Source organism: Rhodopseudomonas sp., assembly GCF_036404135.1.
GTDB lineage: Bacteria > Pseudomonadota > Alphaproteobacteria > Rhizobiales > Xanthobacteraceae > Rhodopseudomonas_A.
In genome coordinates this window covers 98,096-121,261 of the sequence record NZ_DASWPE010000098.1, presented here as the reverse complement: position 1 = coordinate 121,261, position 23,166 = coordinate 98,096, and the positions used below count along the sequence as shown (strand labels likewise).

The following is a 23,166-nucleotide window of genomic DNA, read 5'->3' as shown; positions in this document are numbered from 1 at the left end:
TCTCGGACGATTGCTGCTCACGAGCGGGCCAAACAAATCTGCGTCTTCAATCCTCATTCAGCCGCCTCTCAACTTCGGCTACGAACCGAGACTGACTACGTGTAGAAAATACCATGTGCAATTCGGTCTTTGCGCGAGTAAAACCGACGTAGAAGAGACGCCGCGACTCCACCAGATCGCGTGGAGTTGGATTGTTACGGGGGATGCGTCCCTCGTCCATCCCGAACATGATGACCACAGAAAACTCGCGCCCCTTTGAACTGTGCAGAGTTGAAAGCTTTAAACAATCACGACCTTCTCCTTGTCCCGCAAATTGGCTGAGTAGCATTTGGTTACAGTCGCCTGTCGTGCAACGCTCGATAAACGTGGCCAGAGTATCTCCTTCATCCTGCATGGTGCGGCAGGCGGTGAGCAGATCTCCGATCAGACTATCGTGTATTTCCTCGAACCACGTCTGAAGGGCTAATGTGCCGTCCCTGCGATTCCACAGAATTTCGACGAGCCGTCTTTGGAATGATATCTGACCTTCTTCGGCCGTCAGAGCCTCCGTGAAAAGCCGCTTGCCTTCATTGACGAGTCGACTGAAGCGCGGCGAGCCAGTCTGCCAACCGCCGCAACACCATTCCGCGCATTGCTCCAACCATCTCATCAGACGGCTCGACCGCGGATATAACGCGTTCGTGTCGCTTCTGAGCGTCGAGAGCCCGGCGTCTATAGCCGCACTCGCGAGAGCATCGCCGATCCATGCCGTAGGATACAATATGGCTATATCTCCGAGACGAATGTCGAGATTTCTAGCCTGAATCTCAGGTAATATATGAGTAAATAGACAGTTGGCCTGACCTGGGTATTGTCCTGTCAAAGGATGAAAATAGATTGTGCCATCCGAAGCGCCTTCAGCGGCTTCGTAGTCACGTTCCTGCCCGAGCGCGTAGGTTGACGCGGTAACGATGCGAGCGCCGCATCTGTAGTTCAGGCGCAGCCTAACGGTTTGAACGTCGTCGCGTTCGGACAACCGCTGTAGCAGTTCTGGATGAGCGCCCGTGAATCCATAAATGGACTGGTCTACGTCGCCAACTGCGAACAGCCGCATGCCTGTACTGAAGCAGAGTCCCATCACCATTTGATGGAGAGCTCGACCGAGATCCTGGTACTCATCGACGGCCAAAATGGGAAACTTCGCGAGAAGCGCCTTTTGCAGCCAAACATGCTTCCTGAGGGCGCGGACCGCCAGGAGCGGCATATCGTCAAAGTCGATTCGCCCAAGGGCGCGAAGTTCAGCCTCGAAGGCCTCAACAAGGCGAGCTAGTTGAGGGTCGCCTTCCCATGCCGCGCTTTCCCGGTTGAGAATCGATCTCCGATAAGTGCCCATCCGAAAATCCCAAGTTTGAGGATTTTCGGGGCCCCCGATCGTCCGGCGGAATGCTCGTTCAAGCGCAATTGCTCGTTCAGCCCTTGTGGCGACTTTGAACTCCTCGGGCAGTCCCATCTGCGCTGTCTTGGCATACGGTAGGATGATCTGAGTAAGCGAAAAGGAGTGAACCGTCCCTATGAAGACGCGCCGCCCGCCCTCCACACCGAGCGCTTCAAGGCGGTCTTCAAGTTCCCTCGCGCACTCGTTGTTGTAAGTGATGCAAGCAATACCCCTCGGATCTTGAACGTCCTCCGCCAACATCCGAGCAAGCTTAATGGTGAGGGTCTTTGTTTTGCCACTTCCAGGACCTGCTAAGACGACGCAGTTTCCCTCGGAGGTGTATGCGTCCCATTGCCCCTGGTTCCGTCTCAGTTCTTCGGCGGTGCGGAGATAGAGTGCTCGGTTAGACACGGTCGACCACGAATTGGATAGCGCCGCTAATATATTCCGGAGGAGCTATGCCTCCAATGCGCGTAGCCAGTCGCTGCGCAAAACGACCTTTCCCGATTGCCTCAATCATCTTCAGATACTCCACGGACTCAAGGGTATCATTATCTGCAGCCCAGCTATCAATTAATTCAACGCGTTGCTTGCTAAAATTGTGCTCTCGTAGAGTTTCAACAACGTGCCCCGCGAAATCCGCTTCAAACAGATCAATTTCCAACGTATGGCTGTTCGTGAAAACTCCGTGACCATTGCATTGTTGGTCGAGGGTAGTCCAATCACTCTTGTCAATTGCTTCAACAAGGGTGTCTTTTAGTTTTTTAGACTCCCTTCCACTGCCTGTTTTTTCCGCGAGAAACGCTAACCTCGCGGCTCGCGTCGCCCCGAGAGGCGTCTTTCCGTCAATTGGATCCCAATCGGTGACTACGGAGAATGGGATGCTTAGGGCGGACAGCAATTTCACATAAGGAGCAAAGTTTGTTCCGCGGACCGAGCAGACGGTGATGCCGAGATGGTCAAGGCGGTGGCCCATCGTTTCTGCAAAGACAGGGAGCAAGTACTCTTCGGCATCTCCTTCAACAAGAATAATCCCCCTCGCAAAGAGCATTTCGGCTCGGGTCACATCAAGGTAGCGAGTGAGATCTTCGACGTCATCGTCAGTGAGCGAAATATCGGCGGTGGAGCGCCCAACGGTACCTAAATCGCCGCTGTCTTTTAGCAATACAAGGGAACGTAGCGGCGCGATGCTCGCAATATGGGGGGAGTGAGTCGTAAGAAGGATGGAGAGTGGCCTCTCTTCTCCATGGGCGGCAAACTGAGTGAAAAGATGCCGATAAACGGACCTCTGTAGATGTGGGTGGAGGTGAGCTTCTGGCTCTTCGATGGCAAGGAACGTATGATCGCGCCTGTTTTCATCTATCTGTCGTTTCAGGTCCAGTGCCTTTAGCGTAAGAAATAGGATATTGGCAGACCCCAAACTGGCATCGGAAACGGTGCGGTGTCCTTCGTCGATGAGAAGTCGGAGGTTTCTGTAGATTCGGGCTATGTCAGTCGCGCCAAATCCAAGTGTTGGTTTGACGTCTTGCTTTGGTCCGGTCATCTCCACGGTGAGTTTGCGAAGTGACTCTTCCAGAGCATCGACGGAGTCGAATTCGGTGAGCTGGTTTGTCGCTGCTTCAATACTTTGTTTGATCGTTTCAAGTTCGGCACGATCAACGCCAGCAAATGCAGCTTCAACGAGAGGCCGTAGCGGCGATCGACGCCAATTGGCGAGATCCCCTTCGGCGTCCCGGAGCGCCGGAAGCAGGTCCATTTGAATCCGCCGACGAAGATCATGTCCGAATCTCTTGGCTTCGTTCTCACCGCCATAGCAGAGGAACTCGTAGTCGTTGTCAGATGACGGGGCGCCAGCAAGATCAGCGACAGGGCGGAACTCGTAAGTGAGTTTTACGGTGTGTGGGTCTGCATCGAGTCGAAAGTCGGTGAGAACAGCTAGAATATCAGAGTCTCTCTCGAAATCGGTGATTTCTGCAGAGATGGTGATTTTGTTGTCGGGGCCCGGCCTGCCAAGCCCATCCCAAAAATCGGCGAGAATGAGTTGGCGAGCGCTATCTGGCAACGCAGGATCAAATAGAAGCCGGAGGGCATACAGAAGGTTGGTTTTGCCGACTCGGTTCTCGCCGACCACCACGACATTTCCTGAAAGGCGCACATCTAGCTCGGCAAAATTGCGAAAGTTGCTGATTTGTATTCTAGAAAGGAACATCCAATTACCCCCTGTCTCAATGGACAATGATAGCAGATGCTGGACGATGCAATGACCACGCGGAAGGATAACGCGAAAATATACTCGCGATGCTAGAAAGCTGAACCTTCACGGGGGTGCCGTGTGTTGAACAGATAGTCCCGCAACACGGCAAACACGCCTGCGGTACGACAGATTCGAGCCATGGAATATCGTCTGCTGTGGTAAGCATAATCTGATACGCTCCCTAGGAGGCGTTTTGCCTAGCGAGTTGATGATGCCCTTATTTCCTGGATGTTTTCCAAACAGCAGGTTCGGGCGGCGGGGCACGCATCATTTTGCGCAGGCCGTTCATAACCTCTTCAAACGGAATGGAAGGACGCGAATCGTTAAGGGTGCGCTCGATCGAACGTCGCAGAATTTCCTGCCGTAGGTCTTTGTGGGGCGCCAGATCCTTAGCCTCAGAGAGAAGAGAGAAAGCGGCTTCGGCGGGTGAATCAAACGTACCGGACTCCACCAGGCCAAGCAGCCATTCAGCCAAATCCGGCGGCAAATAGAGTTCAAAACGTAGCCCACCTACACTGGCTTGCTCCTTCAAGGATTTGGCTTGGGTCACCGCCGCGGCCTGATCGTCAATCGGCTGTGAGACCATGGTTTTCTCTCCTGTCATCTCGTGCACGCGACGCAGAGTTCAAGTTCAAATCTCTCCTTGTCGTTGGTCGCCGCATTTTGCTGGGCAATCAGTGCTTCTTCCCTCGCCCGGAGTTCATTGATTTTGGTTTTCAGGGCTGCCGCGTCCATGGGTTCAACCTTCCGCAGATGACAGAGCGGGGGCAAGGGGGATGTTCAATGAGTGAGCAATTTCGTCCTGCTTGGGACTCAGTTGAAGATGTGGTGAGCGTAAGTAGTTGTATTCGAAACAATGACGAGATTAGGCGGGCTAATCTCGTCATGCGGCAGAAGAAGCAGCAAAGTTATTCGACCGAACGCGACAAACCGCCCAGCCACCGGGTAATCTGACCTTGAACGAAACCGGCAAAAACCCCCGCCGAACGTTCGTCGAAGAAGGCTGGAGTCCCCTTGACGATAGGCCGCGCCGTTTGGGAGAGAATCTCCGCGGTCGAAGGCGTACACCTGAGCAAGGAAGCCAAGCAGATGGCTGAAGAGTCCGACCGGCTCGGGCTGCCGGCAGATGAACGCCGCAGTCGCATCATTGCCAAATACTTCGGCCGTGGTCGGTCCAAATAAAAAGGGCCGCAGAAGCGACCCATGCCACACAACCATTTTGAGCGACGGGCAAATATAAATCCACACGTGCGCTCCGTCAACGTGCTCCAGCGCCCGCCCAGGCTGGCAACCCTCCGTTAGGGGATCCTGAGTAGTCTCAAGGCAAGGTCTGGCCACTTCGTCCTTCCGCTGGACGATAGCGCTCTTGCCACCCACCTGGGGGCAGGGTCAAGCGGGCTGCATACGCTGTGTACAATGTAAAAATTCCTAGCACGGTTTGTCTGACAAAAACCTATGCCGGGACTCATTTTCAACACGCCTTTTAGCACACAGGCGACTAAACTAAAAAAATACGTTGCAGTATCAAGGTGATACGCTATACCCATTAGGACTTAAAATCCCTCGATGGCAACGTCGTGCGGGTTCGATTCCCGCCGTCCGCACCAGCCGCCGCGTGGCGCGCCGGCCCGCAGGGGCGGGCGCCGGCTCGGCCACATTGCGGTCATCCCGCCATGTGCCTTAGCGGCGGCAACACAGAATGGGCAACACGACATGACCGACCGGCCGCACAGATCTCGTTTCCTGCCGCGTTTCCTGCCGCATGCCGGTTATGCCGCGTTGCTGGCGCTGGCGGCCGGTCTCGGCGGTTGCGCCGGGCTCGGCGACGGCGCCACCTCGGTGGCGTTCGCCGATCCGGCGAAATACGATCTGTGGGATTGCAAGCAATTGGAAACCGAGCGCAAGTCGCTGGCGGTGCGGATCGCCGAACTCGACGGGCTGATCGCCAAGGCGCAGACCGGCACCGGCGGCGCGGTGATGGCGGAGATCGGCTACCGCAACAGCTATATCACGCTGCGCGCGCAGGCCAAGCTCGCCGACGAGGTCTGGGCCCGCAACAAATGCGTCAGCGCGCCGACGCCGCCGCCGCCGGCGGCTGTAGCGGCGCCGCCGCGTCCGGGCCATGCCAAGCATTGACGACGCCGGCCAGAGCTGTTCCGGTTCTGATAGATCAGAACCGGCTCTCGATTGTTATTTTGACGCGTTTTCTTCACGCGAACCGGGAGCCACTTCGCTCGAAAACGCTATAGAGCCGCTGCGGCGCAAGTCACACCCGCCAGTCATAGATCCAGTTTTGCCGCGCCAGCAGCCTTGGGCCGCCGAGTGCGCGCATCGCCAGGTCACGCGCCAGCGCCGCGGCGCCGGCGAGGTGATAGATCTGGCCGTTGTGCCGCGCGGTGCGTTGCACCCGGATGATGCGGGGCTGCCGCAGTTCGGCATAGCGCTGCAACGCCGCCGGCACCGCCTCCGGCGCCGCGATCTCGCCGAGGCAATTCGCCAGCACCGCGGCGTCCTCGATCGCCATGCCGGCGCCCTGCGCCGCGAACGGCAGCATGCCGTGCGAGGCGTCGCCGAGCAGCGCCACCGCGGCGCGATTCCACACCCCGCCATCCTTCATGGTGAACAGCGCCCAGCGCCGCCAGCCGTCGACGGCGTCGATCATGCTGCCGGCCGCCGCCGGCCAGGCCGGCGCGGCGAACAGGCTCTTGATCTCGGCGGGTTCGCCGGGCGCGCTCCAGCCCGGCCGGTTCCAGCTGCTGGCAACGATCGCGACGATGTTGATGCGGCGTCCGGCGGAAATCGGATAGGCGATCAGATGGGCGTCGCGGCCCATCCAGATCTGCACGTTGCGTGAGGCGGTGCCTGCCGGCAATTGCTCGGCGTCGAAGGTTCCGCGCCAGGCGATCAGCCCGGAGAAGGTCGGCTGCGCATCGGCAAACAATTGGCCGCGCACCGTCGACCAGATGCCGTCGGCGCCGACCAGCGCCAGCGCCCGCTGCTGCGACCGCGACACGCCGCTGCGCCGGGTCACCACCACGCCGCCGGGGTCGCTGCCGACCTCTTCGAACTGACAGCCGAGCTGCAGCTCGATGTTGGGATGACTACGCACCTGCGCTGCCAGCGCGTTCTGCAGATCGGCGCGATGCATCACCCAATACGGCGCGCCGGCGCGAAACGACGCCGGCTCGCCGAGCGGCAGGCGAACGATCTCGCCAGGGCCGCGCGCGCTCATCATGGAGACGGCGTCAGGGGTGACGGCGTGCGGCTCCAGCCGCGGCCGCAGTCCGAGATCGATCAGCACGCGGCTGGCGTTGGGTGACAGTTGCAGCCCGGCGCCGGCCTCTTCCAGCCGCTGCGCCCGTTCCAGGATGATAACGTCGAAGCCCTTGGCGGCCAGCGCCAGCGAGGCCGTCAGGCCGCCGATCCCGGCGCCCGCGACGACGATGGTTCGTGAAGCGGTCAATGCCGTCGATCAGGCTACCTTATCCTGCAGCACGCATTCGGGAGGCCGCGCTTCGCCCGGCGCCAGGTCGGCGGCGTAGCGATACAATGTGGAGCAATAGGGGCAGATGATTTCGTTGTCGTTGCCGAGGTCGAGAAACACATGCGGGTGATCGAACGGCGGGTTGGCCCCCACGCACATGAATTCCTTCGAGCCTATTTCGATGATCGGAACGCCGGCATCATTGTGGAAGTGAGGGACGACGTGGTCGGACATGTTCTTCACCTTATGGTCGCGACGAACGAAGACAGCATGGTGCGCGCACCATACTGTTCACGGTTCTTGATTCCTAGAGCGGCCGGCGGCCATTCGCCCGCGGAAATTCGACACAATCCCGTGGCGTTGGAGAAGCCCTTCTTTCGTCGGGGCGGTTGTGTCCGAAAAATGACGCACCACCTTTGAGGATGTGGCCGCGAGGATGCGATGACCCGGTTGCAAAGCGGATCGGCGTTGGCAGGAACTGCGATTTGCATCGCAGCGTTGCTGCTCGCCTGGCCGCAGGCCCGACACGCCGGCGCGTTGTGGGATGCGCAGGACGATCCGGCGGAACTTGCTGACCTGCAAGTTAGTTCGGCAGTGCAGCAGGCGCCCGGCCTGATCGAACACAACATCGAGGACGCGCTTGCGCAGAACGACGCCGAGCTTGCGCAGAGCCTGGTTGCGCTGGCCGCCGACCGAGGCATCGGCGTTGCTGAGGAATTGACAAGCCGCGTTGACACCGCGCTGCGCGCCGAGCACAGCCCAGCGCAAGTCGCCAAGCGTTTTGCATCCGGGTTGCTCACCGGCAATGCCGAGGACGCGGCGAGTCTGTCGGGCAGCGTGGCCGGCGATCTGTTGGTGTTCGGCGACGTGCGCGACGTGGTGCAGCAAAGCCAGCGGCTGGTCGCCGGCGAGGAACCGGACCGGGTGATACTCGGGCTGGCGGCCGCCGGGCTTGCGGTGACGGCGGCGACCTTTGTCTCGGTCGGAGGCACTACGCCGCTGCGCGCCGGGCTGACGCTGGTCAAGGACGCCCGCAAGGTCGGGCGGTTGGGCGCCGGGCTGTCGCGCTGGGCCGGACGCTCGGCGCGCGACGTGGTCGATACGCCGGCGTTGCGTAACGCGCTGTCGCAGGGCGCGCTGAACCGGCCGGCGGAAACCGCCGGCGCGGTGAGGGCCGCGTTCCGTGCCGAACAGGCCGGTGCGCTGCTGCGCGTCGCCAAGGATGTCGGACGGATCGGCGAGAAGCTCGGCACCCGCGGCGCGCTCGATACGCTGAAGATCGCCGAGGGACCGAAGGACATTGCGCGCGCCGCAAGACTCGCGGAGTCCAAGGCCGGCCAGACCCGCGGCATCCTCAAACTGCTCGGCCGCGGCGCGTTGTTGCTGACGCTCGGCGCCTTCAATCTGTCGTGGTGGATGCTGTGGGCGGTGTTCGCCTTGTTCGGCGTGCTGGCGTCGATCAAGGCGACGACGGAACGCGCGACAAGTTGGTGGCTGCGCCGCCGCCGCAAAAGCCGCGCGCGTCGGCAAGCGGCAAAGGCTGCGGCCCGCGCCGCCCGGCCGCAATTGCCGCCGTTGCCGCTGGCGGCGTTGAGCGCGCCGCGCTAAAACCTCATGCCTCACCCCTGGCGCTGCTGGTGCTTCCACCAGCTCATTCCCCGCCTGCCATTTCCTCAGCAACGGACGGATCGATGCCGAGCTTTCACAACGGCCGTGTTGAAATCGCCTATCTTGACGAAGGCGAGGGCGAGCCGATCATTCTGGTTCACGGCTTTGCTTCCAACAAGACCGTCAACTGGATGTATCCGAACTGGGTCTCGGCGCTGCAGAAAAGCGGCCGTCGCGTCATCGCCTTCGACAATCGCGGCCATGGCGAGTCGAGCAAGCTGTACGATCCCGAGGACTATCATCTCGGCACCATGGCCGGCGATCTCGCCGCGCTGATGGATCACCTGCAGCTCGCCCGCGCCGACGTGATGGGCTATTCGATGGGCGCGCGGATCACTGCCTATCTGGCGCGCAGCCAGCCGGAGCGGGTGCGCTCGGCGATCTTCGGCGGTCTCGGCATCGGGCTGGTGAAAGGCGGCGGGCCCGGTGAAAACGTCGTCGCCGCGCTGCAGGCGCCGTCGCTCGACGACGTCACCGATCCGGTCGGACGCACCTTTCGCGCCTTCGCCGAACAGACCCGCTCCGATCGCGCGGCGCTGGCGGCCTGCCTGCGCGGCTCGCGGCGGCTGATGTCGCCGGAGGAGGCGGCCAGCATCGCGGTGCCGGTGCTGATCGCGGTCGGTACCACCGACGAGATCGCAGGCTCGGCGCGCGACCTGCAGGCGATCATTCCGGGCGCCGAGGTACTGGATATTCCGCGGCGCGACCACATGCGCGCGGTCGGCGACCGGGTCTACAAGGACGGCGTGCTGGCGTTCCTGTCGCGACGGCCCTGAGCGCGCTCGCCGCCGCCGCAATGCTAAGGGGCGGCAATCAGCAGCGCGCCGCTGGCCGAGCGCAACACGCCGCGAACTACTTGGCGCGATGCGCAGACCGCTATGCGGGACTGATCCCGCGTCGCCCGACGTCAGCGATGTCGCGCATCCGCGGCAAAGCCGGCACCCCTTGCGCGCCACCGCTTGATTTATCCGAATTCGGCGCCACCTGTTGCCTGAGAGCCAGGCGCGGCGCTGGCGACGGATCAATAACTTGTTCCGCGTCAACCATTTAGTGCAAAGTTAACCGGCCGCGGCGGGCCCATTGTGGCGGCAGGACAGCGACCCGGCGGCCGTGCTATAATGCAACTGCTCACCTCGAAATCGCGAGAACCGCATGTCGATGCATCAGGTCAATCCGCAGACCCCCAGGCTGACCGCGCTCGACCCGGTGTGGGATCGCGTGCGGCTCGAGGCCGAGGACATCGTGCGCCGCGAGCCGGAATTGGCCTCGTTCATCTATGCGACCGTGCTGCATCACGACCGGCTGGAGGAGGCGGTGGTGCATCGGGTGTCGGAGCGGCTCGACCACGCGGCGCTGTCCGGCGACCTGATCCGGCAGACCTTCGAGGAAGCGCTGCGCGACGATCCCGATATTGGCAACGCGTTTCGCGCCGACATGGTGGCGGTGTTCGACCGCGATCCGGCCACCGCGCGCTTCATCGATCCGTTGTTGTACTTCAAGGGCTTTCACGCCTTGCAGAGCCACCGCCTGGCGCATTGGCTGTATCACAAGGGCCGCAAGGATTTCGCGTTCTATCTGCAGAGCCGCTCCTCGGCGGTGTTCCAGACCGACATCAACCCGGCCGCCAAGATCGGCCGCGGCATTTTCCTCGACCACGCCACCGGGCTGGTGGTCGGCGAAACCGCGGTGATCGAAGACGACGTCTCGATCCTGCACGACGTGACGCTGGGCGGCACCGGCAAGGAACACGAGGACCGCCATCCGAAAATCCGCCACGGCGTGATGATCGGCGCCGGCGCCAAGATTCTCGGCAATATCGAGGTCGGCCATTGCGCGCGGATCGCCGCGGGCTCGGTGGTGGTCAAGGCGGTGCCGCATAACGTCACGGTGGCGGGGGTGCCGGCCAAGGTCGTCGGCGAGGCGGGCTGCGCCGAGCCGTCGCGCACCATGAACCAGATGCTCAACGCGATCGGGCTGTGATTGTCCAAATCTTTGTGGTCGGGCGCGGCACAAACGGCTAGCCGCGCGCGAAGTCCCGCACTAAAGCATCGCCAACAGTCAATCGCATTGGAGACATCCGTGGACGTTCAGGAAGTCAGAAAGCTCGACGCCTATCTCAAGCGCCTGTTCGGCAACCAGAAGATCCGGGTGGTGCCGCGGCCGAAGAAGGACGACTCGGCCGAGGTCTATATCGGCGAAGAATTCATCGGCGTCTTGTTCGTCGACGACGAGGACGAAGACCGTTCGTTCCAGTTTCAAATGGCGATTCTCGAAGACGATCTCGCCGACGTCGGCTGATAGCAGCCCCGCGTTGCGACGCCATACTCGGTCGTTGCGGTTTTCGCGCGGCCCCTGCGCCCTTGCGTGTTCGCTGGCCGATCGCGCAACTCAGCCACGCGGCCCGTGCAGCAGCGTGGTCAGCCGCTCCAGCGCGCCGGCGACGTCGCGCCATTGCGCGAGCCATTGCCGCGGAAACCGAAACGTCAGATCGGCGCCTTCGATGCGCCGCTCGGCCAGGCACATGCCCGGCGTCTTGCCGTCGCGGGTGCAGCGGGCGGCGAATGGCGGATTGGCCGCCACGAACAGGTCTTCGTTGCTGTAGGGCGAGCCGTCGCGAAACGCCCGCACCGTGATGTCGTCGGCGCCGGGGACGGGCGCCGCGGCGAGATAGCGCGGCAGGATGGTGCGCAGCCTGGTGTCCGGCGACATCGCGTCGTGGTGCGCGATGATCGACAGGAAGATCCGGTCGATCGGCTGCGCCACCTCGCCGTCGCTGTCGACGCTGAGCTTCTTGGGCGGCTGCGGCGGCTGCAGCGACGGATAGCTGAAATTCAGATCGACCCGCTCCTGCGGCCCGGAGTGCTTCTGCACCTTGATGCGAAACGCCTCGGTCGGCACGTTGAACAGCGTGGCGCCGACCTCGATCGGCAGGCTTGCCGGATCGCCGATCTGCTGTACCCGCCAGGTCGGCCACAGCAGATAGGCGATCAGCGTCACCGCGGCGGTCGCGATCAGGCCCGCCGCCAGGATCGGCCCGGGGTGGCCAGCGCCCGCCCGGCGCGGGCGCGGCGGAGCCTTGTCAGCCGATGAAAGCAGGGCCATTGCGAAACGTCAAAAGAGGGGAGGGTTGGGCGAATCACCCGGGAATATGCCACGCGCGGACCCGGTTTCCGCAGGTTTTTGCGCGGTAAACGCGCGTCGCGACCGCCGCGGCGGGCCTCCACATTAACCCTTTCTTAAGGATGCGGTAGCGGCCGCCGCCACATTCTGCGATCAACGCCGCCGGGACTGTGGAGTTGACGCGATGTCGCCGGATAGCTGGAACAATCTCTTCTCGCTGTTGATCGGGTTTGCTTTGGCGGGCGCGCTGACCAGCGGCTATCAGGCGCTGGCGCGGCGCCCAGCCGGCTTCGGCCTGTTGCAGGATGGCGCCGTGCCGAAAACCTTCGCCACCGTTCCGTTCCTGGTGTTCGCGGCGCCGTTCATCATCATGCGCAACACGCTGCGCGGCCGCCAGATCCAGCGCCGACGCGCCGAATTCGTGATGATGGCGACGGTGCTGGCCGGGTTCTGGAGCATGATGTCCGGCACCGTGGTGATGATGACGCTGCAAGCGCTCGGCGTTCTGGCCTGAAGCCCGCCGCGGGCTTTGAATCCGGCGGCGAAGTCGTGTAGCGCTACCGCGCATCGATTTCCAGGAACTCATCATGGCCATCTATCAACTCGACGGGCAAAGCCCGGAATTGCCCGCGGACGGCAGCCATTTCATCGCCGACAATGCGGCGGTGATCGGCAAGGTCCGGTTGCATGCCTCGGTCAATGTGTGGTTCGGCGCGGTGCTGCGCGGCGACAATGAATGGATCGAGATCGGCGCCGGCTCCAACGTGCAGGACAACGCCACCTGTCACACCGATCCCGGCTATCCGCTCAGCGTCGGCCGCAACTGCACGATCGGCCATAACGTTATCCTGCACGGCTGCACCGTGGAGGACAACGTGCTGATCGGCATGGGCGCTATCGTGATGAACGGCGCGCGAATCGCCTCCGGCTGCGTGGTCGGCGCCGGCGCGGTGGTCACCGAGGGCAAGGTGTTTGCCGAACGCTCGCTGATCATCGGCTCGCCGGCCAAGGCGATCCGCACGCTGGAGCCCGAGCAGGTCGCCAAGCTGACCGCGGGCGCCGGCTTCTACGTGCTGAAAGCCGCGCGCTACAGCAAGGGGCTGAGCAAGATCGGCTGAGGCGCCGCACTGATTCGCGGCCGCCGCCTCGTCGTCGGCAACGCGAGGCTATAGCGTTTTCGAGCGAAGTGGATTCCGGTTCGCGTGAAGACAACGCGTCGAAATTAGAAGTCTAGCGCTCCGGTCCTGATCGATCAGAACCGGAACAGCTCTAGGTGCCCTCGGATTCGCCGGCCTCGAGTTCCGAGGCGACGCGCTCATGCCCCGCGGCCCACAGCGAATTCTCGTCGCTGCCCTCGCGATAGGGATTGGCCTCGGCCGGGATGTTCTTGCGCGCGGCGCGCTGGCCCTCTTCAAACGGATCGGCTGTCATCGCTTGGCTCCCTTCTGGCTGCGCTTTGCGCGCGATGGCCTGCTCAAGACACCGGCGCTGCGGCGCAGGGCGTCCTTCAGGTCGATCGGAATGCCGTGTTTCTTCAAGAGGTCGGCGAAGGCTTCGTCGGCGAGCTCCTGAAAGCTGGCCATGCGGTCGCGGCCGAGCCGGGTCAGCTTGTCGAGCGTGTCGTCATCGAAACCGATCAGCTTGCGCAAGCCCCGTCCGTCCCACTGCGTCGCCGCCTCGCGCGGCGCAGATTAAGCGATCTCGCCGAACATTGGTTCCGGCGGCGAATCGCGGCGGCGATCGGAACCAGCGGCCGCGGCCCCGGTTGTTCGGGAAAGGAGCCCCGCATGCGCAGCCCACAGCTGAAGATTGTCATCATCCTTGTCGGCCTGCTGCTGGCGAGTGCCGCCTCGGCCCAAGGTAGCGGCGGGACCGGCGGTGGCAGCGGCGCAGCCGCGGGAGGCAGCAGCGGCAGCCTCGGCGCTGCGCCATCGGCGCCCGGCACCAATTCGCTCGGCACCGCAAATTCCTCGGGTGGCGCGGCGTCGCGCGGCACGGCGGCGCCCGGCGCGGGCATCGACGGGGCGCCGACCACCGGCAACGCCAAGGTTGATGCCGAGGACCGCGCCGTCGACCGCAAGGTCAAAAGCATCTGCAAGGGCTGTTAAGCGCCGCAGAGCGCCCTGGGGCGGCTTGCAGCGCGTTTGTACGGCCGATCTGATTCGGCGCTGCCATCAACACAAAGAAAAACCTCCGGCGGGGCATCGCCGGAGGTTTCTTGGAGGTTCACTAAAGAGAGGAAAGTCTCCTTTCGTGGTCGTTTAGCTTAGAAGTTGCGCTGCACGCGGACGGCGCCGGTCCAGGTGTCCTGATCCTTGAACTCGTAACGAACGCCAGCAGGCTTCGATCCAACTGCGGACGTCGCGTTGCTGGTGAGGCCTGAGTAGTTCTGATCGAGCAGGGTGTACATCACTTCGCCCGAGAAGGTCAGGTTCTTGACCGGGGTCCAGCGGGTGACGGTACCGATCTGGGCGACGTTGAAGTTCGGGTTGCCGGTGAAAGTACCGCCAACCGCATTGCGCAAACCGGTCGTGTAGAGGGCGCCACCAGCTCCGCCGAAGTCGACGGCGGTATAGGAGCCGAACAGCGAGGTCGACCAGTAGGGGTTCCAGTTATGATTGAACGCACCGCGAACGCCCCAGGCCTTGGTGGTCTGGATATCGCCGGTATTACCGAAAACGCCGTCCACCGAAGTGCCGAGAGCAATGCTCTGGTACGCGCCGACGGCGCTGGTTCCGCCGAACATCGCCATGTTGTTGATGCTGTTGGTGCCCGAAATCACATAGCGGGTGGCGCCATCGGCATAGGTACCGTCCACGTTGATAGTGTCGCCGGGGCCGGTGGGCAGGTTCTTCAACGACAAGGCGGCCAGCACGGCGTAGCCCCACTTGTCGCCCGGATGACCGCTGGATTCGGCGGCGGTGTAGTAGCTGGCGCGGATCTGGTGGGCCGCGGCCGACACCTGGAACAGGCCCCAGGCCTGGTCGACGCGGACCTGACCGACGATGTCCGGAATCTGGGTGCCGCCGACGTAGTTGATCGAGGTGCCCGGACCGGTACCCAGCAACCAAGTCGCCGCGGTGGTGCCGGCCTGGGCGGCGTTGAAGACATTCTGCACGCCCTGCGCCTGCCGATAGCCGTACGGGTCTTCAAGGCTGATCGACGCCGACACGCCGTTGCCGAACTGTGCGGTGTAGGAGACCTGACCGATGCCGGTCGAGGTGTCGTCGCCGCCGATCAGGTTGGAACCGATGTTGCCGGGGGTGCCGTTCCACGGGGTCGAGAACTGCGATACCGCCTTACCGAAGGTGAAGCCGGCGAACTGCACGAAGGCGAAGTAGACGCCGAGCTCGCCGCCGGCGACGGTCGAGTTCGTGCCACCGGTGGTCCAGGTAAACACCGAGTCGAAATAGGTGCGGACGACGCCATATTCGGTGGCGGTCCGGGTATCGAGGGTCAGGTCCTGACGGGCGCGGTACTGGGCCTGGTTCTGCAACCGATTCTGCTGGCCGGCGTTGCCGTTCCACGCCGGACCTTCGGTCGCGGCAGAGGTGTTGAAGCCGACTTCAGCGCGCATATAGCCGCCGAGCTTGATGCAGGTGTCGGTGCCCGGGATGTAGTAGAAGCCGGCGCCGTACAGCGAGCAGACCTTGACGTATTCGACCGCTTTGGCCTTCAGGGGAAGGTCGGCCGCCTGTGCACCGGCGGTGGCGACGAACGTCGCGGCTGTGCCGAGCAAAAGGCCCTTAACTAAATTCATTTGAAACCTCCAAGTTTGCCTAGTGGACCTACCAACGAGGGAGCTTTGCCCGTCGAACCTGGTTTGCCCGTTTACCCGCCGGTAAGCTCGTAGTGAGCCGTGCCGCCGGGACGACTTCGAGGTGCCCCCCTCCGTCCGCAGGTTGGAACATACAGAAGGTACTCGGGCAAAGAAATCTCGAACATAAATACATATTGTGTTTGCGAGGATTTGTTGTATTCTTGCAACACGTTGTTACGCGAGCGTCATAATACGAATAGGCGACAGTTGAGGGGATTAACCGGCAGTTGTCTTGATGCTAGCCCGAACGGAATAGGCGGCTTTCAACTCGGTGTTGGACAGCAAAAAAGTTCGCAAATGTCGCGCAAGCTTAACGACGCGGCGCAAGGCGAGGCCGATGACGAATCTGCGGTTCGCTCTTCGACGGCCTGAATAACAAGATCAAGTCGTGCGGCGCTGCGGCCTCGGCCCCAGCCGCCTGCAAACGACGGCCACAGGGACGAATCGGTGGAGGTTTTGCGCAATGCCGACTGTGCATACTGCCCAGGATGACCAGGGCGAAGTTGCGGTTTCGACAAAGCCCGGCGAGCGATTAGAGCCGGCTCAACGGCATCGGGATTTCGGCCTGTCGCACCAGATCATCTGGGACTTCGTCTCGATCAGCAATCATCTCGAAGACATTCGCCGGTCCTGGGCCAAGCTGTTCGGGATCAGCGGCTCGCAATGGCTGATCCTGATGGCGATCAACGATCTCGACCAGGGCGGCGGTGTCTCGGTGGGGGACGTCTCCGCAAAGATCCACGCCGTCTCGACCTTCGTCACCACCCAGACCAAAGTGTTGGAGCGGCTCGGTCTGATCAACCGCGTGAGCTCGGCGACCGACGGCCGGGTGGTGCTGATGTCGTTGTCGGACCGCGCCCGGCAGCAGATCGCCGGCCTCTCGGCGCGCTGGGAGGCGCTGCACGCTTTCATCTTCCGGGATTTCGACGCGCAGTCGATGAGCGACGTGAAAAGCAAACTCGAAATGCTGAAGAAGCGGGCCAAGACCGCGGTGGCGCGGGTCGCGGTCGAACCCTGAGCCGGCCGAACCGCGAAGCCATCCGGCAGTTGCACGCGATGTCCCGGCGGCTGCGCCGCAACCCCGCGCCGGCGGCCGTCGATCTGATTGTGAAAAGCTGTTTCAAAAAATTGCGGCCAGCTCTTTGGGGGAAGAGCTGGCCGCGCACGATCCGGTCGGGGACGGGGAGGGGTGGGGTGTGACCGGGTCGCGATTCTCCGGGACGGTTTGCGCTACGATGAGCCGTCCGATTACTTGCGCTGTTGGGCGCTGGCGGTTGCCACCGCCGGCTTGGAATCTCCCAGGGCTACCCAGACATTCGGATCGCTCTGCGATTGACGTTTGACGAACCGATATCCGGTCTCGGTCCAGGCCACGACCTCTTCGTTCTGGTTGTCGAGAATGAATTCGCCCTTGTCGCTCTTGACCGTCAGCACCGCGTGGCCGTCGCCCTTGGTGTCGCGCACCACGGTCACCAGCAGCGCCTCGCGCGGCCATCCGGCGTCGATCAGCATCTTGCGTTTCAACAACACGTAGTCTTCGCAATCGCCGTAGCCGTCGGTGGGGATCGACCAGCGCTCGACCACGCCCCAATGCTCCATGTCGGTCATCGGCTTGATATTGTCGTTGACCCAGCGGTTGATCCGCAGCAGGTCTTTCCAGGTGGATTGCGACATCACGATATCACGCGGCTGGGTCGCGCCGCCGCGACATTCCTGCGGGTTGTCGGAGCAGAATTCGACCCACCCGATCGGGGCCCGCGTGGTATCGCCGAGGCTGGCATACATCACCCGCTCGCCGGCGGCGTAGGCTGCGGTGGTCATTGCGAGCACGGCGGCGGCGACTGCCAGCGCGGTGCGTGATCCCCTGTTGCTAAACATTGTGGCCCCCGTTTCTTGTTGGGACCATGTTTTGCACAGACGCTTTGCGGGGCCGCTAAGTACACCAAGTACAATTGAGCCAAGTGCGATTCAAATCAGCGGTTAGTTTGAGTTCTACTTGAATCGAATAAGCCTAAAATTGCGCATTCCGGCATTTGATTCAAATTGTCTGTATTAACCGCGGCGGCCAGCAAAACCGCGGCCGCAAGCCGCGCCATGGCCGCGGCGTTAACCAGCCGGTCGACCCGGCGCGGCGCCGCGCCGGCGCCGCGTGGCAACCGCTAGGCCGTTCATCGGGCAAAGGAATCGGGGTTTGGCAGGCGTCGCGGTTTACCGCGCAGTAACACTGTCTTCGAGTGTCTCGGCAATCTGCTCGTGAACGAATTCAAGCGCGAAGCCGTCTTCGAGGTGGCGGACCACCCGGGCCTGCACCCGGCCGAGCGCCACTTGCGAATTCAGCGGCGGCCGGAACTCGGCGGCGATCGCCGCGCCGGAGCGCGACATGTCGATGATCCGGCAGCTTTGCTGGCTGCCGTCCTCGAGCGTGAGCAGGCAGATCGGATTGCGCGGCACGATACGGTCGTGACGGCGGTCCTCCGGCAGGTTGAGAATGTCGCGGTTGGCGAGCCAGGTCAGTTGCGCCGCAAGCTTGTCGCGTTTGCGCGGCGTGGCGCCGACCGTCATCGCAAAGCCGTTGTCGATGATCCGGGTGATCTTGCCTTCGACCCGACCGATATGGTCGAGATAAACGATCACGCGGTCGCCGACATTGCCGATGCCGGGCGCCAGCATGGCCAGGCCGCCGGGCGACATGTTAATGACCTGGCAGGGGAATTCGCGGCGGTCCGGCAGCATATAGCGGCCCAGCAAATGCACCTTGACGCGCTGAAAGCGGCGCCGCTCTTCGGTTGCCGGTTGAACTGATTGTTTCTCGGCCAACGCCATCATTCCACCGGGTCGCAGTATTGTCGGGACTCGTTACAACCGTAGGACTGGCAGAGTTAATGCCGCGTTAGCGGTGGGCGGTGCGAGCGGCGTCGGGTCGCCGGCACCGCGGCGGCTGGCGTCCGGCGCTCAGTGCAGCACCGCCGAGCCGTCGATCATCTGCCGCAGCCGGCGGGCGAGGTCGGCCTTGCGGTACGGCTTGGTGAGGATCACCGAGCCGTCGCGGATGCGGGCGCGCGAGGTCATGGTCTCCAGCGCATAGCCCGAGGTCAACAGCACCCGCATCGCCGGCCGCATCTGTCGCGCCCGCTCGGCCAGATCCCAGCCGTTGGTGCCGCCCGGCATCACGATGTCGGTGAACAGGATGTCGATCCGGGCGTCGCTGCCGAGGGTTTGCAGCGCTTCGTTGCCGTCGACCGCCGACAGCACGGTGTAGCCGAGGCTGCGCAGGCACATCACCGCGTAGGAGCGCACGAAGGGGTCGTCCTCGACGATCAGGATCACCTCGGTGCCGGTCGGGTGAAACGGGGCGATCGAGGTCTCATGCCGGACCTCCAGCGTCTTGGAGGCCAGCGCCGGCAGATAGATCCGCACCGTGGTGCCGAGGCCGGGCTCGCTGTAGATCGAGACGTGGCCGTTGGATTGCTTGACGAAGCCGTACACCATGCTGAGGCCGAGCCCGCTGCCTTTGCCGACCTCCTTGGTGGTGAAGAACGGTTCGAACACCCGGTCGAGCACCTCCTTCGGCATGCCCTCGCCATTGTCGGTGATCGCGATCAGCACGTATTCGCCGGGCCGCACCTCGGGATGCGCGGTCTGATAATGCTCGTCCAGCGACACATTGGCGGTGCTGACGGTGAGCCGGCCGCCGCCGTCCATGGCGTCCTGGGCGTTGAGCGCGAGGTTGATGATGGCGGATTCCAGTTGCGCGCGGTCCGCCATCAAGGAGTGCAGCTCGTCCTCGAAATCGGTCTTCACATCGATGTCCTCGCGCATCGTGCGGCGCAGCAATTTGTGCATCGAATGCAGCAATTCGTTGCAGTCGATCTCGACCGGCCGCAGCGTCTGCCGGCGGCTGAACGCCAACAGCCCCTGGGTCAGTTCGGCGCCGCGTTCGCCGGCGCGGCCGATGTCGTCGGCGAGGTTGCGCAGGTCCGGCCGGGTCTTCAGCTGCTCGCCGAGAAACTCGGCATTGCCGACGATCACCGTCAGGAGATTGTTGAAGTCGTGGGCGATGCCGCCGGACAATTGCCCGACGATTTCCATCTTCTGCGCCTGCACCAATTGTTGTTCGGTGCGCTTGCGCTCGGTGAGGTCGTGGATCACCCCGACATAGATCACTTCGCCGTCCTGGCGGGCTTCGCCGACCGACAGGTCCATCGGAAACGACGAGCCGTCCTTGCGCAGGCCGCTGAGCTCGCGCACCGTCCCGGCGAGCTGATGCTGGCTGGCGAGCAGCGAACTCAATTCCACATCGTCGGAGCGATCGATCAGGATCCTGAGGTTCCGGCCGACCACGTCCTCGACGGGATAGCCGAACAGCCGTTGGCAGGCGGCGTTGAAGACCTGGATGCGGCCCTGCGAATCGAACAGCAGCACGCCGTCGACCACGGTTTCGATCAGCGTATTGATGCGGTCGTCGGCCTCGCGGATCACCTGCTCGGCGCGGCGGCGCTCGGTGATGTCGCTGGTGACCTTGGCAAAGCCGATCGGCTGGCCGCGCTCGTTGCGCAGCGGCTCGATCACCACATGGGCCCAGAACTGGCTGCCGTCCTTGCGCCGCCGCCAGCCCTTGGTCTCGCAGCGTCCCAAGCGCCGGGCGATGTCCAGATTGCGTTCGGGATCGCCGCGCTGGCGCTCCTCCTCGGTGGAGAATTCGCTGAAGTGCCTGCCGAGGACTTCCGACGCGGTGAATTGCGTGATGCGATGCGCGCCGCTGTTCCAGCTGGTGATGCGGCCGTCGAGATCGAGCATATAGATGGCGTAATCGGTGACGCCTTCGACCAGCAGCCGGTAGTTGCGCTCGCTGTCGCGCATCGCCTGGGCGGCGCGCCGGCGCTCGGTCAGATCGCGCACGATGCCGACGAAGCCGATCGCATGCTCGGACTGCGCCTGTCCGACCGACAGGTCGAGCGGGAAGATCGAGCCGTCCTTGCGCCGTCCGAACCCCGAGGAGACGCTGCGGTGCTGCCACAGATAGTCCTGGCCGGGCATCAAAAGCGTGACCTTCTGGCCGATCACCTCCGCCGCCCCGTAGCCGAACAGCTTCTCGCAGGCTGGGTTGAATACCCGCACGCGTTCGTTGGCGTCCACCACGACGATGCCATCGGCGGCGACTTCGGCGACGGACCCCAGCCAGAACGCGTCCTGATCCGCCACCGGCCAACTATCGCGCACTGGCGACATTCAAAGTCGGCGCGGCGTGTTCCTGCAGGCAGGCCTCGATCACCGTCAGCAGCGTCGAGGGCAGGAACGGCTTGCGCAGACAGCGCGCTGCGCCGAGCTCCAGCGCCATCGCCAGGAAGTCCGGCGCCGGCGTTCGCTTTTCCGCGAACACGTAGCCGGAGATCGCGATCAGCGGCACCCGCGGCGCGCTTTGGTGAAACACCCGGACCGACTCGAAGCCGCGCATATGCGGCATGAAGATGTCGACGATCATCAGATCGAACTCGCCGTCGTGCAGCGCGTTCAAGCCGGTGACGCCGCATTCGGCGGTGACGACGTCGTGGTTCTCGGCTTCGAGCCAAGCCCGGATGCCGGAGCGGATCAGCGGGTCATCATCGACGAGCAGAATACGTGGCATGGTCCACCTCCCGGTCGCTTTTGGCTTACGACGGGATGACGGAGCTGTCCGAATCACCCCGCTCCACTCTCCGACCGCGCCATTTTTGTGTCTGCCAAAAATGGGGTATATGAGTGCTATTGCTCTCACAGGTTGTTAAAGCGGTTGTATGCTTGACGCCACGGCAAGGCATCCCGGCGACCGGCAAACCCGTCATGGCCTCCTACAACGGATCACCGAATGAGCTTTTGGCATCGCTGCCGGCGGCCGGGTTCGAGTTGCTGCGGCCCGAATTGCGCAGCGTCGAGCTGGCGTTCGGCGAGGTGCTGGTGGAGTCCGGCGGCCTGCTGACCACGGTGTACTTCCCGCATAGCGGGATCATCTCCAGCATCGTGAATCTGGCGGATGGTGAGAGCATCGAGGTGGCGATGGTCGGCCGCGACGGCGTGTTCGGCGCCTCGGCGGCGATGAATGGCGGGATCTCGCCGACCGGCGCGGTGGTCGAATTCGCCGGCATCGCCAGCGCCATCGATGCCAGGCGCCTGCAAGTCGCCATCGCCCGCAGCGAGCCGCTGCGCAGGCTGCTGATGCAGCATCAATGGGTCGATTTCGTGCAGACCGAGCAGCTCGCGGCATGCAACGCCTCGCATGACATCGCCGCGCGGATCTGCCGGCGGCTGTTGCGGATGCGCGACCTGGCGCTCAGCGACAGGTTGCCGCTGACCCAGGAATTGCTGGCGCGGATGCTCGGGGTGCGGCGCAACAGCGTAGCGCTGGCCGCCGGCGCGCTACGCGCCGCAGGCGTCATCCGCTATACCCGCGGCCGGATCGAGATCCTCAATCGCGACGGGCTGATCGCGCGCTGCTGCGAGTGCTACCAGATCAACAAGTCGCAGAGCCAGAAGCTCAATCGCGACGTGCAGGGGCTGCCGGGGCCGGCCCCGGCGTTGCCCGATCAGTTCAGCCCCTCATAGACCACCAGGCCGCGGCTCACCGCCCATTTGCGCAGCGCGCGGCGGCGCTGGCGCGGCCGCGGCGGCATCGTCCGCCACGAGGTCAGGCGCAGTTCGCCGAGATCGCGGCCTGCGCGGTCGAGCGGCGCCAACAGCCCGGTCATGGTCTGCGGGCTGTGGGCGCGGGCGTTGAACGGCAACAGCAGCAGTTCGAGATGCGCCGCCACGCCCTCGGGCGTGGTGGCGCTGACGCCGGCGACGGCGGTGAGCGTTTCCTCGGCGACGAGACCGAGCAGGTCGGCGATCTCGCCGCGGCTGTCGGCGGCAAACAGCGCGGCAAAGCCTTCGCCTTCGAGCTTGCGGCCGAGCAGCGCGCTGACCCTCGTGCCGGCGACCCGGAACCGGCCCTCGGCGGCGGCGTCATAGGACAGCACGAAGATGTCGCCGAGCAATTCCCGGATCTCGCCGGGCTCGAACGCCTGACGATCCGGCGCCCGGGCGTCGCCGCGTTTGTCGTCCCAATAGGCGAACAGCGCCTGGCTTGCTGGATGCTTCATTCCGCGACCTTGACCCGGGCGCCGCGCCGCCGGGACAGATCTGTCCCGTTTCCGCCACGCCGACGTCCTTTCGATTGTTGCGGCAACGGCACTGCAGCGTCCATGCCGGAAACGCCATTCCATGAAGCAGGGCAGGGATTTGCGATGTTAACCTTAAGTTAACCATGGGATTGCCGGCGGGTATTGCTCCGCGACCTTGCGGCGGCGGCGCGGCCCCGGCAGCAACGAGGCTGCGGCTGCTGGTATTTCAACGCGTTATTTCCGGCCAGACACTCAGGTCCTCCCGCTTTT

Annotated in this window: 26 protein-coding genes; 10 read left to right on the top strand and 16 right to left on the bottom strand. The window is 63.2% G+C overall.

Annotation, left to right across the window (positions count from 1 at the left end; translation table 11 throughout):
- Window positions 1-46: 46 nt before the first annotated feature.
- The 5 genes from VGC77_RS12245 to VGC77_RS12225 form a co-directional block, all read right to left on the bottom strand.
- The gene (locus VGC77_RS12245; protein WP_331171841.1) at window positions 47-1,825 is read right to left on the bottom strand and encodes an ATP-dependent helicase; all 1,779 of its coding nucleotides are present in this window, start codon (window positions 1,823-1,825) and stop codon (window positions 47-49) included.
- Window positions 1,818-3,623: an ATP-dependent nuclease gene (locus tag VGC77_RS12240; protein ID WP_331171840.1), complete on the bottom strand. Its 1,806-nt coding sequence runs from the start codon at window positions 3,621-3,623 to the stop codon at window positions 1,818-1,820. Before VGC77_RS12240 ends, VGC77_RS12245 begins: the two co-directional genes overlap by 8 nt.
- 262 nt (window positions 3,624-3,885) lie before the next feature.
- A complete protein-coding gene (locus VGC77_RS12235; protein WP_331171839.1) occupies window positions 3,886-4,254 on the bottom strand; it encodes a hypothetical protein in 369 nt (122 codons plus the stop codon).
- 14 nt (window positions 4,255-4,268) lie between these two features.
- Window positions 4,269-4,403 carry a hypothetical protein gene (locus VGC77_RS12230; RefSeq protein ID WP_331171838.1) on the bottom strand — a complete coding sequence of 45 codons (135 nt, stop codon included), beginning with the start codon at window positions 4,401-4,403 and terminating at the stop codon, window positions 4,269-4,271.
- A 78-nt stretch (window positions 4,404-4,481) separates the two neighbouring features.
- The gene (locus VGC77_RS12225) at window positions 4,482-4,916 is read right to left on the bottom strand and encodes a hypothetical protein (protein ID WP_331171837.1); all 435 of its coding nucleotides are present in this window, start codon (window positions 4,914-4,916) and stop codon (window positions 4,482-4,484) included.
- Window positions 4,917-5,381: 465 nt separating this feature from the next.
- Here VGC77_RS12225 and VGC77_RS12220 point away from each other — a divergent pair, with 465 nt between their 5' ends.
- Entirely contained in the window at window positions 5,382-5,804 is a 423-nt protein-coding gene (locus VGC77_RS12220; protein WP_331171836.1) for a twin-arginine translocation pathway signal, read from the top strand.
- A 130-nt stretch (window positions 5,805-5,934) separates the two neighbouring features.
- On the opposite strand, the gene VGC77_RS12215 is transcribed toward VGC77_RS12220, so the two are convergent.
- Both VGC77_RS12215 and VGC77_RS12210 read right to left on the bottom strand, forming a co-directional pair.
- Entirely contained in the window at window positions 5,935-7,131 is a 1,197-nt protein-coding gene (locus VGC77_RS12215; RefSeq protein WP_331171835.1) for an FAD-dependent monooxygenase, read from the bottom strand.
- Window positions 7,132-7,140: 9 nt separating this feature from the next.
- Complete coding sequence (locus VGC77_RS12210; RefSeq protein ID WP_011473580.1) at window positions 7,141-7,386, bottom strand: zinc-finger domain-containing protein; 246 nt, start codon at window positions 7,384-7,386, stop codon at window positions 7,141-7,143.
- Between the two features lie 207 nt (window positions 7,387-7,593).
- Here VGC77_RS12210 and VGC77_RS12205 point away from each other — a divergent pair, with 207 nt between their 5' ends.
- The 4 genes from VGC77_RS12205 (at window position 7,594) to VGC77_RS12190 (ending at window position 11,118) form a co-directional block, all read left to right on the top strand.
- Window positions 7,594-8,760 carry a hypothetical protein gene (locus VGC77_RS12205; RefSeq protein WP_331171834.1) on the top strand — a complete coding sequence of 389 codons (1,167 nt, stop codon included), beginning with the start codon at window positions 7,594-7,596 and terminating at the stop codon, window positions 8,758-8,760.
- Window positions 8,761-8,843: 83 nt separating this feature from the next.
- Window positions 8,844-9,596 carry an alpha/beta fold hydrolase gene (locus VGC77_RS12200; RefSeq protein ID WP_331171833.1) on the top strand — a complete coding sequence of 251 codons (753 nt, stop codon included), beginning with the start codon at window positions 8,844-8,846 and terminating at the stop codon, window positions 9,594-9,596.
- A gap of 376 nt (window positions 9,597-9,972) precedes the next feature.
- Window positions 9,973-10,800: a serine O-acetyltransferase gene (gene cysE, locus VGC77_RS12195; RefSeq protein ID WP_331171832.1), complete on the top strand. Its 828-nt coding sequence runs from the start codon at window positions 9,973-9,975 to the stop codon at window positions 10,798-10,800.
- 99 nt (window positions 10,801-10,899) lie between these two features.
- On the top strand, window positions 10,900-11,118 hold the full coding sequence (locus tag VGC77_RS12190) for a DUF3126 family protein (RefSeq protein WP_184262582.1): 219 nt from the start codon (window positions 10,900-10,902) through the stop codon (window positions 11,116-11,118).
- Window positions 11,119-11,208: 90 nt separating this feature from the next.
- On the opposite strand, the gene VGC77_RS12185 is transcribed toward VGC77_RS12190, so the two are convergent.
- Window positions 11,209-11,922, bottom strand: a complete 714-nt coding sequence (locus VGC77_RS12185) for a hypothetical protein (protein ID WP_331171831.1) — start codon at window positions 11,920-11,922, stop codon at window positions 11,209-11,211.
- Between the two features lie 202 nt (window positions 11,923-12,124).
- Between VGC77_RS12185 and VGC77_RS12180 the strand changes: the two genes are divergently transcribed.
- A complete protein-coding gene (locus tag VGC77_RS12180) occupies window positions 12,125-12,454 on the top strand; it encodes a DUF6949 family protein (protein WP_331171830.1) in 330 nt (109 codons plus the stop codon).
- 73 nt (window positions 12,455-12,527) lie between these two features.
- Window positions 12,528-13,058, top strand: coding sequence for a gamma carbonic anhydrase family protein (locus tag VGC77_RS12175; protein WP_331171829.1), 531 nt, complete (start codon window positions 12,528-12,530; stop codon window positions 13,056-13,058).
- Window positions 13,059-13,209: 151 nt separating this feature from the next.
- On the opposite strand, the gene VGC77_RS12170 is transcribed toward VGC77_RS12175, so the two are convergent.
- Both VGC77_RS12170 and VGC77_RS12165 read right to left on the bottom strand, forming a co-directional pair.
- A complete protein-coding gene (locus VGC77_RS12170; protein ID WP_331171828.1) occupies window positions 13,210-13,371 on the bottom strand; it encodes a hypothetical protein in 162 nt (53 codons plus the stop codon).
- Window positions 13,368-13,589, bottom strand: a complete 222-nt coding sequence (locus VGC77_RS12165; protein WP_331171827.1) for a hypothetical protein — start codon at window positions 13,587-13,589, stop codon at window positions 13,368-13,370. The genes VGC77_RS12170 and VGC77_RS12165 overlap by 4 nt, the downstream gene beginning before the upstream one ends.
- Window positions 13,590-13,727: 138 nt before the next feature.
- On the opposite strand from VGC77_RS12165, the gene VGC77_RS12160 reads away from it, so the two are divergent.
- On the top strand, window positions 13,728-14,048 hold the full coding sequence (locus VGC77_RS12160) for a hypothetical protein (RefSeq protein WP_331171826.1): 321 nt from the start codon (window positions 13,728-13,730) through the stop codon (window positions 14,046-14,048).
- A gap of 158 nt (window positions 14,049-14,206) precedes the next feature.
- Here the strand turns inward: VGC77_RS12160 and VGC77_RS12155 are convergent, their stop codons facing one another.
- Window positions 14,207-15,700, bottom strand: coding sequence for a porin (locus VGC77_RS12155; protein WP_331171825.1), 1,494 nt, complete (start codon window positions 15,698-15,700; stop codon window positions 14,207-14,209).
- Between the two features lie 523 nt (window positions 15,701-16,223).
- Here VGC77_RS12155 and VGC77_RS12150 point away from each other — a divergent pair.
- Window positions 16,224-16,778, top strand: a complete 555-nt coding sequence (locus VGC77_RS12150; RefSeq protein WP_331171824.1) for a MarR family winged helix-turn-helix transcriptional regulator — start codon at window positions 16,224-16,226, stop codon at window positions 16,776-16,778.
- 230 nt (window positions 16,779-17,008) lie between these two features.
- Here VGC77_RS12150 and VGC77_RS12145 read toward each other — a convergent pair whose 3' ends face one another.
- The 4 genes from VGC77_RS12145 to VGC77_RS12130 form a co-directional block, all read right to left on the bottom strand.
- Window positions 17,009-17,638, bottom strand: coding sequence for a transglutaminase-like cysteine peptidase (locus VGC77_RS12145; RefSeq protein WP_331171823.1), 630 nt, complete (start codon window positions 17,636-17,638; stop codon window positions 17,009-17,011).
- Window positions 17,639-17,968: 330 nt separating this feature from the next.
- Window positions 17,969-18,583, bottom strand: coding sequence for a PilZ domain-containing protein (locus tag VGC77_RS12140; RefSeq protein ID WP_331171822.1), 615 nt, complete (start codon window positions 18,581-18,583; stop codon window positions 17,969-17,971).
- A gap of 129 nt (window positions 18,584-18,712) precedes the next feature.
- Complete coding sequence (locus VGC77_RS12135) at window positions 18,713-20,980, bottom strand: PAS domain S-box protein (protein ID WP_331171821.1); 2,268 nt, start codon at window positions 20,978-20,980, stop codon at window positions 18,713-18,715.
- Entirely contained in the window at window positions 20,970-21,386 is a 417-nt protein-coding gene (locus tag VGC77_RS12130) for a response regulator (protein ID WP_331171820.1), read from the bottom strand. Before VGC77_RS12130 ends, VGC77_RS12135 begins: the two co-directional genes overlap by 11 nt.
- Window positions 21,387-21,538: 152 nt before the next feature.
- On the opposite strand from VGC77_RS12130, the gene VGC77_RS12125 reads away from it, so the two are divergent.
- Window positions 21,539-22,339 carry a Crp/Fnr family transcriptional regulator gene (locus VGC77_RS12125; RefSeq protein WP_331171819.1) on the top strand — a complete coding sequence of 267 codons (801 nt, stop codon included), beginning with the start codon at window positions 21,539-21,541 and terminating at the stop codon, window positions 22,337-22,339.
- On the opposite strand, the gene VGC77_RS12120 is transcribed toward VGC77_RS12125, so the two are convergent.
- Window positions 22,321-22,875 carry a PAS domain-containing protein gene (locus VGC77_RS12120; protein WP_331171818.1) on the bottom strand — a complete coding sequence of 185 codons (555 nt, stop codon included), beginning with the start codon at window positions 22,873-22,875 and terminating at the stop codon, window positions 22,321-22,323. The two genes, VGC77_RS12125 and VGC77_RS12120, sit on opposite strands and share 19 nt — an antisense overlap.
- Window positions 22,876-23,166: the final 291 nt, after the last annotated feature.